Origin of the sequence: Candidatus Marinarcus aquaticus, from assembly GCF_004116335.1 — a bacterium.
Lineage (GTDB): Bacteria > Campylobacterota > Campylobacteria > Campylobacterales > Arcobacteraceae > Marinarcus > Marinarcus aquaticus.
The window spans coordinates 201375-217854 of record NZ_PDKN01000004.1; the positions used below are offsets into that span (position 1 = coordinate 201375).

Sequence of the window (16480 nt, forward strand, 5' to 3'; positions counted from 1 at the left end):
CTAATAAAATATTAAGTACAATAGCGACCTTTAACGATTAATCAATGGAGTAATATATTGAAAGAGTGGCTTGAAAAAATTGACAATGCGCAGTCTCTGGAAGCATTAGAGACACTACGTGTTGAGACACTGGGGAAGAAAGGTGTTTTAACATTAGAGTTTGCAAAAATGAAAGATGTTCCCAACGAAGAAAAGAAAGCATTTGCACAAAATTTAAATCAACAAAAAGCAGCGGTAACTGAAGCAATTGAAAGCAAGAAAGTGACGCTTGAAGCTTTAGAGCTAAACCGAAAACTTGAAGCTGAAAAGATTGATGTAACGATGTTTAATGCAGAGCACACATGTGGTGCCGTTCACCCTGTTATGGACACTATGGACAGAATTATTAACTATTTTCAAAACCTTAACTTCTCGGTTGAAGAGGGTCCATTAGTCGAAGATGATTTCCATAACTTTGAAGCACTCAATCTGCCGAAATACCACCCTGCACGAGATATGCAAGATACATTTTATAACAAAGATTTTACCCTATTAAGAACGCATACTTCACCTGTGCAAATTAGAACGATGTTATCTCAGTCTACTCCAATTAGAATGATTGCTCCAGGAACGGTTTTTAGAAGAGATTATGATATTACACACACTCCAATGTTTCATCAAATTGAAGCATTGGTTGTTGATGATGCAGATAAAATCTCATTTGCCAATTTAAAACATGTATTAGTCGAATTTTTACATCATATGTTTGGCGAAGTTGATGTACGATTTAGACCATCATTTTTCCCATTCACTGAACCATCGGCAGAAGTTGATATTTCATGTGTATTCTGTGGTGGAGATGGATGTCGAGTTTGTTCGCATACAGGATGGATAGAAATTCTTGGATGCGGTATTGTGGATCAAAATGTATTTGATGCAGTTGGATACGAAAATAAATCTGGATACGCATTTGGTTTGGGGATCGAAAGAGTTGCAATGTTAACGCACAATATTGGAGACTTAAGATCTTTATTTGAGAGTGATTTAAGATTATTAGGACAGTTTAAATGATAGTTACACGAGCATGGTTACAAGAATTTATTGATATTTCAAAGATTTCAACCGAAGACATTTGTAAAACACTTAACTCTATTGGTTTAGAAGTTGACAGTGTACAAAGTGTAAAGATTCCTTCGGGGGTTGTTGTTGGAAAAGTAGTTGAAAAAGAGAAACACCCTGATGCTGATAAACTGAGTGTTTGTCAAGTTGATTTGGGAAATGAACAAGTTCAAATTGTTTGTGGAGCTAAAAATGTAGCAGCCGGTCAATACGTACCGGTTGCAACTTTAGGGTGTGTTTTAGGAGAAGATTTTAAAATCAAAAAAGCCAAACTTCGAGGAGTTGAATCCATTGGTATGATTTGTTCAACCACGGAGATTGGTCTGCCTAAAATGAACGACGGTATTTTAGAGTTAGATGACTCCATTGGAGAGTTGATTTTAGGAAAAGAGCTTAAAGAGTATCCGCTTTTAAATGATGACATCATCGAGATTGAATTGACAGCCAACCGTGGGGATTGTCTGAGCATCAATGGGGTTGCACGAGAGCTATCAACATACTACAAACTTCCAATGCATGAAGAAGAGAAACATTTAGAGTATAAAGAGTTAGGGATTGGTCAAGTTTTAGAGATTGAGTGTGCAAGCAATATTGACTCTTCACTGGTCTTTAAAGCAGCTGATTTCAGCGAATTCAAACTGCCTGTTCTTCAAAAGATCAGAATGAGCATCATTGAACAGTTCACGGGCAGAGCAATTCAAGATGCACTGAACTATGTGGTACACACATTAGGCGTACTTTTAACAGCTTACTCAAAATCTTCTGCATCAAGCAAAAATGACTTGGCACTTCTTCACATCAAAAAAGATGCCAAAGGGTTTGACTCTGTGTATGGAGATGAGTGCTTAGGGACCATTGGAGTGAATGCACAAGAGTTTGATGAAACAGATGATGACTTCATCATTCAAGCAAGCTACATTGACCCGGAGACAGTTTCACGAAAAGTGTATGAAAGCAAAGCTAAGACGGGGGATGTTTACTTTCGAAGTTCAAGAGGAAGTGAACCCAATATCAAAGCGGGTATTGATTACTTCACAACCATGATTTCAAAATGTGGTGCAAAAATCTATGCCGGAAGTGAAACGTTTATTGATGATAAAGAGAAACTGCACTTAGACATTGATATTAAAAAAGTCAATGCCATCATTGGACAAAAAATTGCTAAAGCTAAAATTGAGAATATCTTAAATGCCTTAGGATTTGAAGTACGAGATGGAGGAAATGGTGTATTTTCTATCAAAATTCCATTCTTCAGACACGACATTAAAAACATTGCTGATGTTACTGAAGAGATTGTACGAATCATTGGAATTGATAATATTCAATCAAAACCATTGGCCATTGATGAAGTGAACCGAACCAATGCAACATCAAAAAATTTAATTAAAAAGAATCGATTACGAAGAAATGCCATTTCAAATGGTTTCTTTGAAACTGTGACGTATGTTTTCTCATCAAGAGAGCAACTTGAAAAATATGGGTTTGATACAGTCATTGATAAAAAAGATATTTTAAACCCTATTACAAAAGAGCTGAATACATTTAGAACCACATGTTTATTGAACCTGATTGAAGCCGCATCAAACAACTTTAAACTGGGATTCAAACAAGTCTCACTCTTTGAAATTGGAACCATTTTCAATAAACAAAGAGATGAATCAAAAGCGATTTCGTTTGTACACTGTGGAGATAAAGCCTTAGAGGATTTCTCAAATCAAGGAAAACCTCAAAACATGAACTTCTTTGAGTTTGCACAAAAAGTACTCAACGTCATTGGGAAATTTGAAATTGAACCAATAAATTCGATTCCTAATAAATTTGTACATCCATATCAAAACGGGGTGATTATCATTGAAGGAAAAGAGGTAGGATATATCTCTAAACTGCACCCAAGTGTCGCGGACGATTTTGATTTACCCGATTCGTTTATTGCACAAATTGATTTTGATGCATTAGGTGATGAGTTAGTCAAAGTAAACAGCTACTCTAAATTTCAAGCATCAAAACGTGACTTAAGTGTGGTTACACCAAAAAATATGCCTTACAGTCAAATTAAAAAAGCCATTTTTACTTTAGACAATAAAGACATTAAGCAGTTTAACTTGGTGGATATTTACAGCGATGAAAAATTAGGTGATAATCAAAGTTTAACGATTCGATTTGTCCTTCAAAGTGATGAAAAAACAATGGAAGAAGAAGACATCACTTCAATCATGGACTCAATTTTAGAAAAACTCCATTCTGACCTGGGTATTGGTCTGAGAGATTAAAGGGAAATAATGAAGGTTGAAAAACTCACAAAACCATTTAATGTTGTCATTGACAACATTGCCAGTGATAAATCGATTTCACATCGTTGTGCGATGTTTTCACTTCTCAGTGACGAGCCTTCACACATCAAAAACTTTTTAACAGCAGAAGACACGATTAATACACTTTCCATTGTAGAACAATTGGGTGCAAGTATTGAACGAAATGGTGGAGATGTTACAATTACACCAACAGGTGAATTAAAAGAGCCTGCTGATGTTTTAGATTGTGGTAATTCAGGAACTGCGATGCGTCTTTTTTGTGGTTTTTTATCTTCTATTGATGGAGCCTTTGTTCTTGTAGGAGACAGATACCTTCACGCTCGACCGATGAAAAGAGTGGCCGACCCTTTACGAAGTATTGGTGCACAAATTGATGGACGTGAAAAAGGGAATAAAGCGCCACTTTTTATTCGAGGGGGCAAATTAAAAGCGTTTAAATATGTCTCACCTGTGGATTCAGCTCAAGTCAAATCAGCGATGATTTTAGCAGCACTTAGAGCTGATGGTGTCTCAAAATATAAAGAGAGTGAACTCACTCGTGACCATACAGAAAGAATGCTTAAAGGCATGGGAGCGACTTTAACAACCAATGAAGAAGGGTTTATTGAAATCACGCCATTAAGCAAGCCTTTAAAACCATTAGAGATGACCGTACCAACGGATCCCTCTTCTGCATTTTTCTTCGCTGTAGCTGCAGCCATTACACCCAATTCAAGTGTAAGAATTAAAAACGTTACGCTCAACCCAACACGAATTGAAGCCTATCAAGTTCTTAAGAGAATGGGTGCAGAAGTTAACTTTATTGAAAAAGAGAATATTTATGAACCTATTGGAGATATTGAAGTTAAATACAATCAACTAAATGGAGTTGTTGTTGAAGATAATATCTCTTGGTTAATTGATGAACTTCCAGCACTGAGCATTGCAATGTCTTTGGCAAAGGGGAACTCAAAAGTGAGTAATGCCGAAGAGTTAAGAGTCAAAGAGAGTGACCGAATTGCTTCAGTGGTGAACAACTTAAAAATGTGTGGTGTCAAATATACGGAGTATCCTGATGGATACGAAATTATTGGTGGAACAATGAGCCAAGCAACCATTGATTCGCATGGTGATCATCGAATTGCTATGAGTTTTGCCATTGCTGGATTACACTGTGGTATGCACATTGAAGATACTGCGTGTATTCAAACCTCATTTCCAAACTTTACAGACATTTTAAACTCTTTATCATAGAAACAAGTCGTTGTTTCCTTTAGAGCTTGTCTCTTTAATCCAAGCTTAGCTTGTATGATCAAAGAAGTTATTGGATACGGTCCCTTAAAAATGGGGACCATTTTTAAGGATAAAACATTATGAAAGTTAAATTAGCATCAAGCTATGGATTCTGTTTTGGTGTAAAACGAGCCATTAAAATTGCGGAATCGTATGAAAACTCTTCGACCATGGGTCCACTTATTCACAATCAAAACGAAATCAATCGACTTAAAAATGATTACAATGTTGGATTATACAATGAACTTGGTGACGTTAAAGAAAATGACACGGTCATCATACGAACGCACGGTATTCCAAAAAATGATCTAAAAGAGCTCAAACAAAAAGATGCCAAAGTTATCAATGCCACCTGTCCCTTTGTAACAACCCCTCAACAAATTGTTAAGAAAATGTCTCAAGAGCAGTACAGTATTTTAATTTTTGGGGATGAAGAACATCCTGAAGTTAAAGGGGTAAAATCGTATGCCACAGATGATGTACATGTCGTACAACAACTCTCTGATTTAAATACCATTCATTTTAAATACGACAAAATTGCCACTGTGGCGCAAACAACCAAGAAAAAAGAGATCTATTTAGACATCGTAAACCACCTTATCTTAAAAAATAAAGAAGTGCGTGTCTTTAACACCATTTGTGATGCAACGTTTGAAAATCAAGATGCCGCAAGAGAGCTCTCAAAAGAGGTGGATATCATGATTGTCATTGGTGGAAAAAACTCTTCAAACACCAAACAATTGCACTCCATTTGTTTGGAAAATTGTGCCAACAGTTACCTCATTGAAAACAAAAATGAATTGGATAACAATTGGTTTACAAACCACGAAATCTGCGGTATTACTGCGGGTGCATCAACGCCTGACTGGATTATTCAAGAGGTTGTTGATGAAATTCAAAAAATATAGATTAAATAGTTTAAGCCTTTTTTAGATATAATCTACGAATTTAATAAATAACGGTTAATACGAAGGAAAAATATGGGTATCGAAGATATTGAAATTGGTGAAGACTTTGACTTTGAGCAAATGCTTAACGAGTCTTTAGAAAATAGTGAAAACAACTCTGTAGTTGATGGTGTAATTGTTGAGATTACTGGTGATAACGTTTTAGTTGATGTGGGACAAAAAATTGAAGGTAGACTTCCATTGTCTGAAATCACTATCAATGGTGAAGTTAAGTACAAAGCAGGTGATGTAATCCCTGTAATGTTAACTGGTAATCGAGGTGAAAGACCTTCGATTTCTCACAAAAAAGTTTTACAAAAAGAGAAATTTGATGAGTTTGTAAAAGCACACGGTGAAAACGTTGAAGACGTTACAATTGAAGGTAAAATTACTTCTGTTAAAAAAAGAGGTGGGTTTATCGTTGAAGATGATAACGGTTGTGAATACTTCATGCCAATGGCACAAAGCTACTTAAAAGCTATCGGTGCAGTAGGTAAAAAAGTTAAAGCAAAAGTTTTAAAAGTAAACGAAGCACAAAACTCAATCATTGTTTCTAGAAAAAAACTGATTGAAGATGGGAAACAAGAAAAAGATGCAAAAGTTGCAGAAATCATTGAAAAAAATGAACCAATCAATGGTGTGATTAAAAAAATCACTTCATACGGTATGTTCATTGACTTAGATGGAATTGATGGTTTAGTTAACTACAATGAAATCTCTTACAAAGGACCAGTAAATCCTGCGAACTACTACAACGAAGGTGACGAAGTGACTGTTGTTGTATTATCTTATGACAAAGCAAAACAACACTTAAGCCTTTCAATTAAAGCGGCACTTCCAAATCCATGGGAAGAGATTAAAAACGAATTAGAAGTGGGTGATGCCATCACTGTTACAGTTTCTAACTTCGAATCGTATGGTGCATTCGTTGATTTAGGAAATGATATCGAAGGTCTTTTACACGTATCTGAAATTTCATGGAACAAAAATCTTAAAAACCCAAAAGATGTTCTTACTTTAGGTGAAGAAGTTAATGTTGAAGTTATTGAACTGAATGTTGAGAAAAAAAGATTAAGAGTTTCATTGAAAAACTTACAAGAAAAACCATTCAGTAAATTCACAAAAGAGCACAAAGTGGGTGATATCGTAAAAGGTCATGTAGCAACTTTAACTGACTTTGGTGCGTTCATTACAATCGGTGATGTTGATGGATTACTTCACAATGAAGAAGCCTCTTGGGATAATAACGTTAAATGTAAAAACATCTATAAAAAAGGTGATGAAGTAGAAGCTAAAATCATCAAAATTGACAGAGAAAAAGAGAATATTTCACTTTCAGTTAAAGAGATTTCTGACTCTCCTGCAAAAGCATTTGAAAATAAACATGCTATTGGTGATATTGTTAAAGGTACAATCAAAGATAACAAAGAGTTCGGTCTTTTCATTAAATTAGAAGACAACTTAGATGGTCTTATCAGAAAAGAAGATTTTGGTCCATTAAAAGAAGAGGACATCAAAGTGGGTGATGAAATTGAAGCCGTACTTGTAAACATTGATACTAAAAGAAATAGAATTCGATTATCAATCAAACGATTAGAAGTTCAAAGAGAGAGAGAAACACTCAAAGCAGTTAACGATGACACATCAATGACGCTTGGTGATATTATTAAAGATCAAATTAAGTAATTCAAGGATTTGACTAAAATGAGTAAACATACAATTGTAGTTTGTGACCACATCCATGAAGATGGATTAAACATCTTACAAACTACAGAAGATATTAATTATGTATATGCAGCAGACATTGATAAAACTGCACTTTTAGATGTAATTAAAGATGCGGATGTTGCAATTACACGTAGCTCAACAGACGTAGATGAAAAGTTTTTAAATGCTGCTGTTAATTTAAAAGCAGTTATTCGAGCAGGTGTAGGTTATGATAACGTAGACATGGAAGGTTGTAGCAAAAGAGGAATCATTGCTATGAACGTTCCAACTGCAAATACTATTGCAGCTGTTGAGTTAACCATGGCACACATGCTTTCTTGTATGAGAAAATTCCCATATGCTCACAACCAATTAAAACAAGACCGAATTTGGAAAAGAGAAGATTGGTATGGAAATGAGTTATACGGTAAAAAACTGGGTGTGATTGGGTTTGGTAACATTGGACACCGAGTTGCACTCAGAGCTAAATCATTTGAAATGGACGTTGTAACATACGACCCATATATTCCTTCGACAAAAGCGACTGATTTAGGTATTACATATACAAAAAACTTTGAAGACATTTTAGCGTGTGATATCATCACCATTCATACACCAAAAAATCAAGAAACCATTGATATGATTGGTGAAGAAGAGATTGCTAAGATGAAAGACGGTGTGATTTTAATCAACTGTGCACGTGGTGGATTGTATAATGAAGAAGCACTCGTAAATAACCTTAAAAACGGTAAGATTGCTATGGCGGGTATTGATGTATTCAAAAAAGAGCCTGCAACAAACCACCCTCTTTTAGATTTAGATAATGTAACTGTAACCGCTCACTTAGGAGCAAATACAAAAGAGTCTCAAAAGAAAATTGCAATACAAGCTGCTCAAAATGCGATTGAATCTGCAAGAGGAATTGCATATCCAAATGCTCTTAACTTACCTATTGATGAGAGCAAAATTCCTTCGTTTGTTAAACCATACATTGAGTTAACTCAAAAAATGGCATTCTTAAGTGCACAAAGCGATAAGAGTGCAATTCGATCTATCTCTGTGTGTGCCCAAGGTGAGATCAAAGAGTATTTAGAATCTTTAAGTACGTTTGCAACAGTGGGTGCACTCTCTGTTACAAGTGAAGATGTAAACTATGTAAATGCAACGTTCTTGGCTGAGGAAAAAGGTATCAAGTTTGATACATGCGAAATTGCACACAACAGTGGCTACAGCAATAAAGTGACTGTAAAAATCACAACAGAAAAAGGTGTCAATACTATTTCTGGTACTGTATTTGATGACTCGGTTCAACGAATTGTTGATATCAATGGATTTGCTTTTGACATTGCACCTAAAGGAAATATGATTCTATTAAGAAACTCAGATGTTCCAGGTGTTATTGGCGAAGTGGGTAAAATCTTAGGCGATAACAACATTAACATCGCTGACTTTAGACTTTCACGAGGTAAAGACTCTGCCTTAGCCGTTATCTTAGTAGATAACAATATGAGTCATGACATGCTTAAAAAATTAGAAAACATTGAAGCTGCTATTTCAGTTTCATATGCAGAAATCTAGGAGAACCCATGGCAATTTCTATGAGTGAGTTAAAAAAGGGATTAAAAATTGAAATGGATGGAATCCCTTACAGAATTACAGAGTACCAACACGTAAAACCGGGGAAAGGTGCAGCGTTTGTACGATGTAAAATCAAATCATTTTTAAATGGAAAAGTGATTGAGAAAACTTTCCACGCTGGTGATAAGTGTGAAGTTCCTGATTTAAAACAACAAACCATGCAATACTTGTATGACGATGGTGAAATGCTTCAATTCATGAACACTGAAACATACGACCAAATCGGTTTAACACATGACCAAGTGGGTGATGCTGCTAAATGGATTATTGATGGTATGAACGTAGATATGATGTTCTTTAACGGTGAAGCTATCACTGTTGAGCCACCTGCAGTGGTTGAACTTAAAATCGTTGAAACGCCACCGAACTTCAAAGGGGATTCTCAAGGTGGTAAAAAACCTGCTACTTTAGAATCTGGTGCTGTTGTTCAAATTCCTTTCCATATCGTGGAAGGGGACAGTATCAAGGTTGATACAAAGACCGGAGAATACCTAGAAAAGGTAAAATAAAACTATAAATCTTTATCGCTATAAAAGGCGATAAAGATCTATTTTTATCAGTCACTTATTGACATAAGCTCCTTCTTCAAATACACCTCTCTCTTGTTTCTAACAATAAATATTTATAGTTTTACAGTGTTATATCTTCATCTTTGATGATTTTATCAACAATATATGCTAGTTCCTGAATAGCATTATATTTTATTAATAAGATATTCATCATTTTAAATTCAAATAACTCAATATTTCCATGTAATTCAATAATCTTATCAATAATAAGTTTTTTCTTTTCCTCACGATGATAATGTAAACTATTTAAATAATAAGTAAATATTTTTTCAAACGGCATTTTTTTTTCATCAATAATTAAATTTGAATTATAATCATTTTTAGTGATATATTTATTATTCAATTCCTTTAAATATTTATTTAAGACATCAAAATTAAATCTTTTACCTATTAAATTCTTTATAGTCATAAAATACAAATTTTCTTTTTCTAATATAAAAGGTCTTATTTTATGTAAAAAAGAATGTAAATCATCTTCTTCTATTAAACTATGTGTAATTGATACTTTATTCTCTTTGAATGATATAGTTTGGTTCAAATTAATTTTTTTATTCTTTATTATCTTAGATTGATTACATCTATCAACCTCAAATAAAAAATTATTTAATGTTTTTAATTCATCTATACTAAATACATTATTAAATTCTACAGCATTTATTTTCATATCTTATTCTATCAAAAAAAGTCATATTTTTAGTAAGGTTAAGGAAGAGAGATAAATTTGTGAAAGAGCATACTGAAGTATGTGACTGAATAAATTTATTACTATGACGCAAAGATTGCTAAAAAGATGTCTTTTTCTTTAAGTATATGATTTTATCAGAACCAATATAGTTTTCGTGAATGATATCGAAGTTTATATCCAACCCCTCAACCCCATTAAACCCACTCTTCATCGTAGGACTGACAATCATAATAAAGTAATCAACCACATCTTGCAGTTCATTTAAAAGAGAATACCCCCCTTCAATCATGACAAGCTTATATTGCTTAATATCTTCAATGTTATCACTGATAATCACTTCTCTGTTTGGAATATAAAAAAGCGGTATTTTTTTATCAAAGACTTTATTTCTTGAGTATATCAATACATTAGGTGCACGACCAGCGACATAACGAGCATCAAGTGTGGGTTGATCGGTACGAACCGTATTGCCTCCAATAGCGAGTAAGTCCAGTTTATCTCTTAAAGTATGCACATACGCTTGTGCTTGATTGGAAGATATTCGTCCACCATCAATCGTTCCATTAAGTGTTTGTGCCATTTTGAAAAAGGTAAAGTTCCCTTCACACCACTTAATAAATGGATACAGAAGCTCATACGCCTCTTTTTTCATGCAACCAATACTCACTTCAATTTGAGCTTCTTTTAGACGCTGTGCACCCCCTGAAGCCTCTTTGTTCATATCTTCATGTGCTATTATCACTTTAGAAGGTTTTAGTTCACATAAAAGCGTGGCACATGAAGGTGTTTTTCCAATATGAGCACATGGTTCTAATGTTACATACACCGTGCAATCCCGAAAGAAACCATTGTGGTTTTCTTTTAAAAATTCATGGATTTTAAAAGGGTCACTGATGGCTTTGAGTGGTGAGTTGGGATTTTTCTTTAGGTAGGCAGCTTTTAAAGCATTGACTTCAGCGTGTGATTCCCCTGCACTTTTGTGTGCTTCAATGGCTAAAGGTTCACCATTGTTAACAACCACACAACCCACAGCTGGGTTGGGATAAGTGAGAAGTTGATATTTCCATGCTTCATCAATGGCTAACTTCATATAAAAGTTATCATCAATACGCATAAAATTTACCACTCAAAATAAGTTGATGCAGATGAAATCTCATCGTAAGTAATTTGCTCTTCACCATGTGCCGTCTTTACTACGATTTCATTTTCATCGGCTTTCACCAATTCACCTTCGATAACATTTTTATCAAAATCTTTGATCTTTACTTTCTCTCCTACTGAAGAGATAAAGTGGTTTGTTTTTTTCAATTTTCGCTCAATTCCTGGAGAGCTCACTTCTAAATGATACTTTCCATTCATGGGTTCATGAATATCTAAAAGTGGTGAAATTTGTCGAGAGATTTCAGCACATTTATCTAAAGAGACACCTTCAGGTGCAGTGATGTAGATTCTATAAATATTATTATCATTCTCTTTTAAAGAGACGATATCATATAGTTTTGCACCATTGCCTTCAACGGCAAGTTGAATAGACTCTTCTAATGTCATTCTTGATCCTTTTTCTCTTTAGCAATTTTTGCAAAAAGTGCTTCAATGTTTTTACTCTCTTCTAAAGAGTCATCATTCACAAATTTAAAGTTAGGACATTTATACCAACCTGTACTTGCTAATATATACGATTTAATGCGTCCATTGGCTTTATGTAAAATTTGATTGATAGCTTTGATTTCTTGGTTGTCATAATCACTTCCATCATAATAAACCGTTGCATCATACTTACCGTTTTTACAGTTGACTCCTGTAATAGCTAATGAGTTAATTCTGCTGTCATTGAGTGTTGAAAGAGCTTCAGGTAGAAGCTCCATCAAAAGTGATTCAGTTCTTTGTAGATTGATACTTTTCATGCGAGATTAAATTGTAACCTTCTCTTCAATTTGAATAAATGTTTCAATGAAATCACCCACTTGAATGTCATTGAATTTTTCAAACATGATACCACACTCATATCCGTTTGCTACTTCTTTTACATCATCTTTAAATCGTTTTAATGATGAAATTTTACCTGTATAAGTAACAACACCATCTCTGATGATTCTGGCATGTCCACCTCGAATAACTTTTCCATCTGTAACTAAACATCCAGCAACCGTACCAATTTTTGGTACAACGAAAGTATCTCTTACTTCAGCTTGACCGGTATTTTCTTCTCTGATAACCGCACTCATCATTCCAGATAAAGCATCTTTGATATCATCAATCAAGTCATAAATAACTGAGTATGTATTAATAGTAATACCATCCGCTTTTGCTTTTTGTTTGATTGCACCTGTTGGTCGAACGTTAAATCCTAAGATAATACACCCTTCACTTGCACCTGCTAATACTAAGTCAGACTCAGTAATACCACCTACAGCTGCATGGATTACTTTTACTTTAACCTCTTCGTTTGCAATTTGTTCTAAACTTCCTTTAATGGCTTCAAGAGAACCACCAACATCTGTTTTAATGATCACTGGAAGTTGTTTGATTTTACCTTCAGCAATCAGCCCACTCATCTCTTCAAGTGATACTTTAGTTGATCGTGATAACTCTTTAGCACGTGCATGCTCAGCTCTGGTTGTTGCAATCTCTTTAGCTTCTTTATCACTTCCTTGTGTTACCATGATTGAACCACTGGTTGGTACTTCATTTAACCCTAGAACATTTCCTGTCTCAGAAAGTCCCAATTGTTTGACGGGTTTACCTAAATCATTGGTGATGGCTTTAACTCTACCATATGTTGTATCACATACGATATTATCACCCACTTTAAGAGTACCACTTTGCACAATAACCGTTGCAACTGGTCCTCGACCTTTTTCAACTGTTGCTTCAACAACCACTGATTTAGATTTTGCAGTTGGATCTGCTGCAAGTTCTAAAATTTCTGCTTGTAACAATATGTTTTCAAGAAGGTCATCGATACCCTCACCTGTTTTTGCTGATAGTGGAATAAACTCAATATCTCCACCCCAATCAACTGGTGTCATATCTCTTTCAGCCATTTGTGATTTAACCATATCTATATTGGCGGCTTCTTTATCGATTTTGTTCACTGCCACAATGATTGGACAGCCACTTGCTTTGGCATGAGAGATAACCTCTTCTGTTTGTGGTTTAACACCATCATCCGCGGCAACAACAATAATAACAATATCCGTTACACTTGCTCCTCGTGAACGCATTTCACTGAACGCCGCGTGACCTGGAGTATCCACAAATGTAATTTGCTCACCGTGTTGTTCAATGGTATATGCAGAGATATGTTGAGTAATTCCACCCGCTTCACCCGCAGCTACTTTTGCTGAACGAATTTTATCAAGCAATGAAGTTTTACCGTGGTCAACGTGACCCATGATTGTAACAACGGGAGGTCGTTTTGTGAAGTTCGTTTTATCAATCTCTTCTTCATGATAATCTTCAACGTAGTTTACATCTTCTAACGCATCTTTAACCGTCACTTCAATACCAAACTCTTCACCTAGAATTTCAAGTTCATCTTGTTTTAAGAAGTCATTTTTAGTTACCATCATTCCTAAACCAAACAGTACGGTGATGACTTCTGCTGCACTTTTTCCGCACGCTTCAGCAAACTCATATACCCGTACATCTTCAGGAATTGTTACTTCAGTAATCTCTACTGCTTCAACTTCTCTTTTAATTCTCTTTTTTCGTTTACCTCTTTTTAAACCTTGTGGTCGGTTACCAAACTCACTTGGTCGGCTTGAACGAATATTATTATTGTTGTTTTTTGGACGTCTGTCCTCTTCCAAGATTTTAGGTGTATCACCCATATCCATGTCAAGTAAGACGACTTCTTCACCAAGAAGTGAATCATCACTGTTTGAAAAACTCTCAGTGGTGTCCCTATCAACTTCAATAAGTTTACCATGTTCATGTGCTTTTGGTGGAGCTTTCTTTTTCTCTTTTTTACTTTTTGCTTTTAATGCTTCATCTTTTATTTCTTCTTCAGATGAAGCATTTCCTAAGATTTCACTCAAAGATTTCATCTTTTTCTTAGCGCTTCCAGGCTCTACTGATGTGTTGTCCATTTGAATCGAAGTTCGTGAAGGTGTTGAGGGAGTCTCTTCTTTCTCTTTTCGTTTTTTAACAATTTTTAATCCACGTCGTTTTGGGACGATTCGTCCATTGTTTGATTTCTCATCTTCTTCTTGTGAAGACTCATCTTTTTCAACTTTTTTTGGCGCAGGTTTAGGTGCAGTTTTCGTAACAGCAATCGAAGATGGCTTTTTAGCTTCAGCTCTTTTTTGAGCTTTATCGTCCTCTTTGATTTCAGGTTTTGCTTCTTCTTGTGGTGCGCTTTCCTCTTTTTTATTTTCTTCTATTTGAGCTTCTATCTTTTTTGCTGCTTTTTTAACTGCTGGTTTTGGTTTAGCAGGAAGCTTTGAACTTTTCCCTGTTAAAATGTACGTAGCAATTTCTTCTGCATCTTCAAATGAAACAGTACTTTGAGGTGATTTAAGTTCAATGCTTAAATCTTTTGCTTTTGTAATTACCTCAGCACTGGTTGCTCCAGTTTCATCTGCAATTTCATAAACTCTTACGTTATCTGACATGCGTTAATATCTCCTTAAGTTGAAAGATGTAGTCATCTTTATTTTTACAAACTCTGCATAATGTTTGTTCTAGTTTTTTTCTGTTTTTATTCTCTTCAAATGCATATTCAATACATGTGTTGCAAATATAAAAACTTCTACCATAGTGCGTATATGATACAAGTTTTTTATTACCATTGCATTGCAATCTGAGCATTTTATCTTGTGCATTACGACTCCGACACACAATGCACATTCTAGAAGGTTTTTCTAAATAAGCCAATATTATACCTATTCTTTACTTAAAATAGCGCTTTAATACTCTATTTTAACGCCTGTGTTGTCAAAATGAGTGGTAAAAACTTTAAAATGAGGAAACTTCTCTTTTAAAACTGTTTCAATCTTTTTGGCATCATTTCGGTATGCAATGCTGAACAACGTTGAACCCGAACCTGAAAGTGTACTCATAAGTGCACCACTTTTTAAAGCCATTTTTTGCACTTCAAACAACTCTGGCATCTGCTTCATTCGGTATGATTGGTGAAATTTATCTTGTGAAGCAATTTTAAGCATTTCCCAGTTTTCTGTCATAAATGCAGCAGTCAAAAGTGAACCATGTGAAAGGTTAAAAATAGCATCATCTTTTGAGTATTTATACGGCAATGTTTTTCGTGAAAGTTGTGTTGATATCGGTCTATTTGGAACAACAACTACGGCTACTAAGTGTTTTGGTATCTCTTTTTTAATGTATTTCACTTCATTGTCTTGCACGGTTGCTACATTAAATCCTCCCATGACTGCTGGGGTGATGTTATCGGGGTGACTCTCATAAGCTAAAGCCAAGTTTAAAAGCTTCTCTTTAGAGAGTTTAATACCTTCAATGGCATACGCTGAAGCAATCGCACTTACAATTACAGCAGATGACGAACCCAAACCTCGTGAGAGCGGAATTTCATTGATAAATTCAAATCTGAAAAATCGTTTTTTGGTGCTTAAGTTGTTATAAAAATCATTAAAAATAGCTAAAAACATGTTGTTGTCTTTAAGCACTGGGTTGTTGGACCCTTCTCCTCGTAATGATACACTATGAAACTTTGACGGCTTTATAATAACTTGGTTTTTAATCCCAACGGCGATACCTAAGGTGTCAAATCCAGGTCCTAGATTTGCACTGGTTGCTGGTACTGTTATTTTCACTCACTTTCCTTTAAACTGCGGGTAAATTATACTCTGGTAAATTTTCATTTGAAAAAATGGTTTCATCCAATATTTGAGGCAAACAAAAGGGTTTTATCTCTCTGTCTTGCTCAATAAAATCAACAATAATTTCACCATTTTGAAGCATAAAATATTTTTTGCCTAATGCTTTAATGGGTGAATTTTGATTGAAATGAAATCCACTGCTTGCCAATAACTCTAACTTTTGGGTAATGACCAATGTTTTTAAAAACACATACGCGACTTTGATGGCCATATAACTTCCAGGAGCATTAACATAAAAAATACGTTGAAGCGTTTGCTCTTTGAGTATCTCTTCAAATATAAGTGGTATTATATCAGATGATTGCCCCTCTTTTTCATAAACTTTTATTAATTTGTTGTTTTTATACAGACCAATAAGAATGGGATTGGCAATACTGATAACTAATACATCCAT

The 16480-nt window shown here is 35.0% G+C and carries 15 protein-coding genes; 7 read left to right on the plus strand and 8 right to left on the minus strand.

Translation table 11 applies throughout. The features are described from left to right. Positions 1 to 57: 57 nt before the first annotated feature. The 7 genes from CRV04_RS07785 (at position 58) to efp (ending at position 9483) form a co-directional block, all read left to right on the plus strand. Positions 58 to 1050, plus strand: coding sequence for a phenylalanine--tRNA ligase subunit alpha (locus tag CRV04_RS07785; protein ID WP_128996274.1), 993 nt, complete (start codon positions 58 to 60; stop codon positions 1048 to 1050). Beyond that, entirely contained in the window at positions 1047 to 3368 is a 2322-nt protein-coding gene (gene pheT / locus CRV04_RS07790) for a phenylalanine--tRNA ligase subunit beta (protein ID WP_128996275.1), read from the plus strand. Before CRV04_RS07785 ends, pheT begins: the two co-directional genes overlap by 4 nt. Positions 3369 to 3377: 9 nt before the next feature. Next, positions 3378 to 4643 carry a 3-phosphoshikimate 1-carboxyvinyltransferase gene (aroA, locus tag CRV04_RS07795; RefSeq protein ID WP_128996276.1) on the plus strand — a complete coding sequence of 422 codons (1266 nt, stop codon included), beginning with the start codon at positions 3378 to 3380 and terminating at the stop codon, positions 4641 to 4643. A gap of 119 nt (positions 4644 to 4762) precedes the next feature. Further along, complete coding sequence (locus CRV04_RS07800) at positions 4763 to 5590, plus strand: 4-hydroxy-3-methylbut-2-enyl diphosphate reductase (protein WP_128996277.1); 828 nt, start codon at positions 4763 to 4765, stop codon at positions 5588 to 5590. 72 nt (positions 5591 to 5662) lie between these two features. Continuing rightward, the gene (locus CRV04_RS07805) at positions 5663 to 7315 is read left to right on the plus strand and encodes a 30S ribosomal protein S1 (protein WP_128996278.1); all 1653 of its coding nucleotides are present in this window, start codon (positions 5663 to 5665) and stop codon (positions 7313 to 7315) included. Between the two features lie 18 nt (positions 7316 to 7333). Then, on the plus strand, positions 7334 to 8914 hold the full coding sequence (gene serA, locus CRV04_RS07810) for a phosphoglycerate dehydrogenase (RefSeq protein ID WP_128996279.1): 1581 nt from the start codon (positions 7334 to 7336) through the stop codon (positions 8912 to 8914). 8 nt (positions 8915 to 8922) lie between these two features. Then, on the plus strand, positions 8923 to 9483 hold the full coding sequence (gene efp / locus CRV04_RS07815) for an elongation factor P (RefSeq protein ID WP_128996280.1): 561 nt from the start codon (positions 8923 to 8925) through the stop codon (positions 9481 to 9483). Between the two features lie 121 nt (positions 9484 to 9604). Here the strand turns inward: efp and CRV04_RS07820 are convergent, their stop codons facing one another. The 8 genes from CRV04_RS07820 to CRV04_RS07855 all read right to left on the minus strand — a co-directional run bounded on the left by CRV04_RS07820 (position 9605) and on the right by CRV04_RS07855 (position 16480). After that, positions 9605 to 10207, minus strand: coding sequence for a hypothetical protein (locus CRV04_RS07820; protein ID WP_128996281.1), 603 nt, complete (start codon positions 10205 to 10207; stop codon positions 9605 to 9607). 118 nt (positions 10208 to 10325) lie between these two features. After that, entirely contained in the window at positions 10326 to 11342 is a 1017-nt protein-coding gene (gene ribD, locus CRV04_RS07825; protein WP_128996282.1) for a bifunctional diaminohydroxyphosphoribosylaminopyrimidine deaminase/5-amino-6-(5-phosphoribosylamino)uracil reductase RibD, read from the minus strand. Positions 11343 to 11347: 5 nt separating this feature from the next. After that, positions 11348 to 11776, minus strand: coding sequence for a ribosome maturation factor RimP (gene rimP / locus CRV04_RS07830; RefSeq protein WP_128996283.1), 429 nt, complete (start codon positions 11774 to 11776; stop codon positions 11348 to 11350). Continuing rightward, positions 11773 to 12132, minus strand: coding sequence for a 30S ribosome-binding factor RbfA (gene rbfA, locus CRV04_RS07835; protein ID WP_128996284.1), 360 nt, complete (start codon positions 12130 to 12132; stop codon positions 11773 to 11775). The genes rimP and rbfA overlap by 4 nt, the downstream gene beginning before the upstream one ends. A gap of 6 nt (positions 12133 to 12138) precedes the next feature. Beyond that, positions 12139 to 14844, minus strand: coding sequence for a translation initiation factor IF-2 (gene infB, locus CRV04_RS07840; protein WP_128996285.1), 2706 nt, complete (start codon positions 14842 to 14844; stop codon positions 12139 to 12141). After that, a complete protein-coding gene (locus tag CRV04_RS07845; RefSeq protein ID WP_128996286.1) occupies positions 14834 to 15106 on the minus strand; it encodes a DUF448 domain-containing protein in 273 nt (90 codons plus the stop codon). The genes infB and CRV04_RS07845 overlap by 11 nt, the downstream gene beginning before the upstream one ends. A gap of 32 nt (positions 15107 to 15138) precedes the next feature. Next, positions 15139 to 16020 carry a homoserine kinase gene (gene thrB / locus CRV04_RS07850; RefSeq protein WP_128996287.1) on the minus strand — a complete coding sequence of 294 codons (882 nt, stop codon included), beginning with the start codon at positions 16018 to 16020 and terminating at the stop codon, positions 15139 to 15141. A 10-nt stretch (positions 16021 to 16030) separates the two neighbouring features. Beyond that, the gene (locus CRV04_RS07855; RefSeq protein ID WP_128996288.1) at positions 16031 to 16480 is read right to left on the minus strand and encodes a hypothetical protein; all 450 of its coding nucleotides are present in this window, start codon (positions 16478 to 16480) and stop codon (positions 16031 to 16033) included.

Coding starts and splice junctions, on each gene's coding strand:
- aroA (WP_128996276.1), top strand. CDS start 3,378: ATGAAGGTTGAAAAACTCACAAAACCATTTAATGTTGTCATTGACAAC.
- CRV04_RS07820 (WP_128996281.1), bottom strand. CDS start 10,207: ATGAAAATAAATGCTGTAGAATTTAATAATGTATTTAGTATAGATGAA.
- rimP (WP_128996283.1), bottom strand. CDS start 11,776: ATGACATTAGAAGAGTCTATTCAACTTGCCGTTGAAGGCAATGGTGCA.
- CRV04_RS07805 (WP_128996278.1), top strand. CDS start 5,663: ATGGGTATCGAAGATATTGAAATTGGTGAAGACTTTGACTTTGAGCAA.
- ribD (WP_128996282.1), bottom strand. CDS start 11,342: ATGCGTATTGATGATAACTTTTATATGAAGTTAGCCATTGATGAAGCA.
- CRV04_RS07855 (WP_128996288.1), bottom strand. CDS start 16,480: ATGGATGTATTAGTTATCAGTATTGCCAATCCCATTCTTATTGGTCTG.
- CRV04_RS07800 (WP_128996277.1), top strand. CDS start 4,763: ATGAAAGTTAAATTAGCATCAAGCTATGGATTCTGTTTTGGTGTAAAA.
- pheT (WP_128996275.1), top strand. CDS start 1,047: ATGATAGTTACACGAGCATGGTTACAAGAATTTATTGATATTTCAAAG.
- infB (WP_128996285.1), bottom strand. CDS start 14,844: ATGTCAGATAACGTAAGAGTTTATGAAATTGCAGATGAAACTGGAGCA.
- serA (WP_128996279.1), top strand. CDS start 7,334: ATGAGTAAACATACAATTGTAGTTTGTGACCACATCCATGAAGATGGA.
- rbfA (WP_128996284.1), bottom strand. CDS start 12,132: ATGAAAAGTATCAATCTACAAAGAACTGAATCACTTTTGATGGAGCTT.
- efp (WP_128996280.1), top strand. CDS start 8,923: ATGGCAATTTCTATGAGTGAGTTAAAAAAGGGATTAAAAATTGAAATG.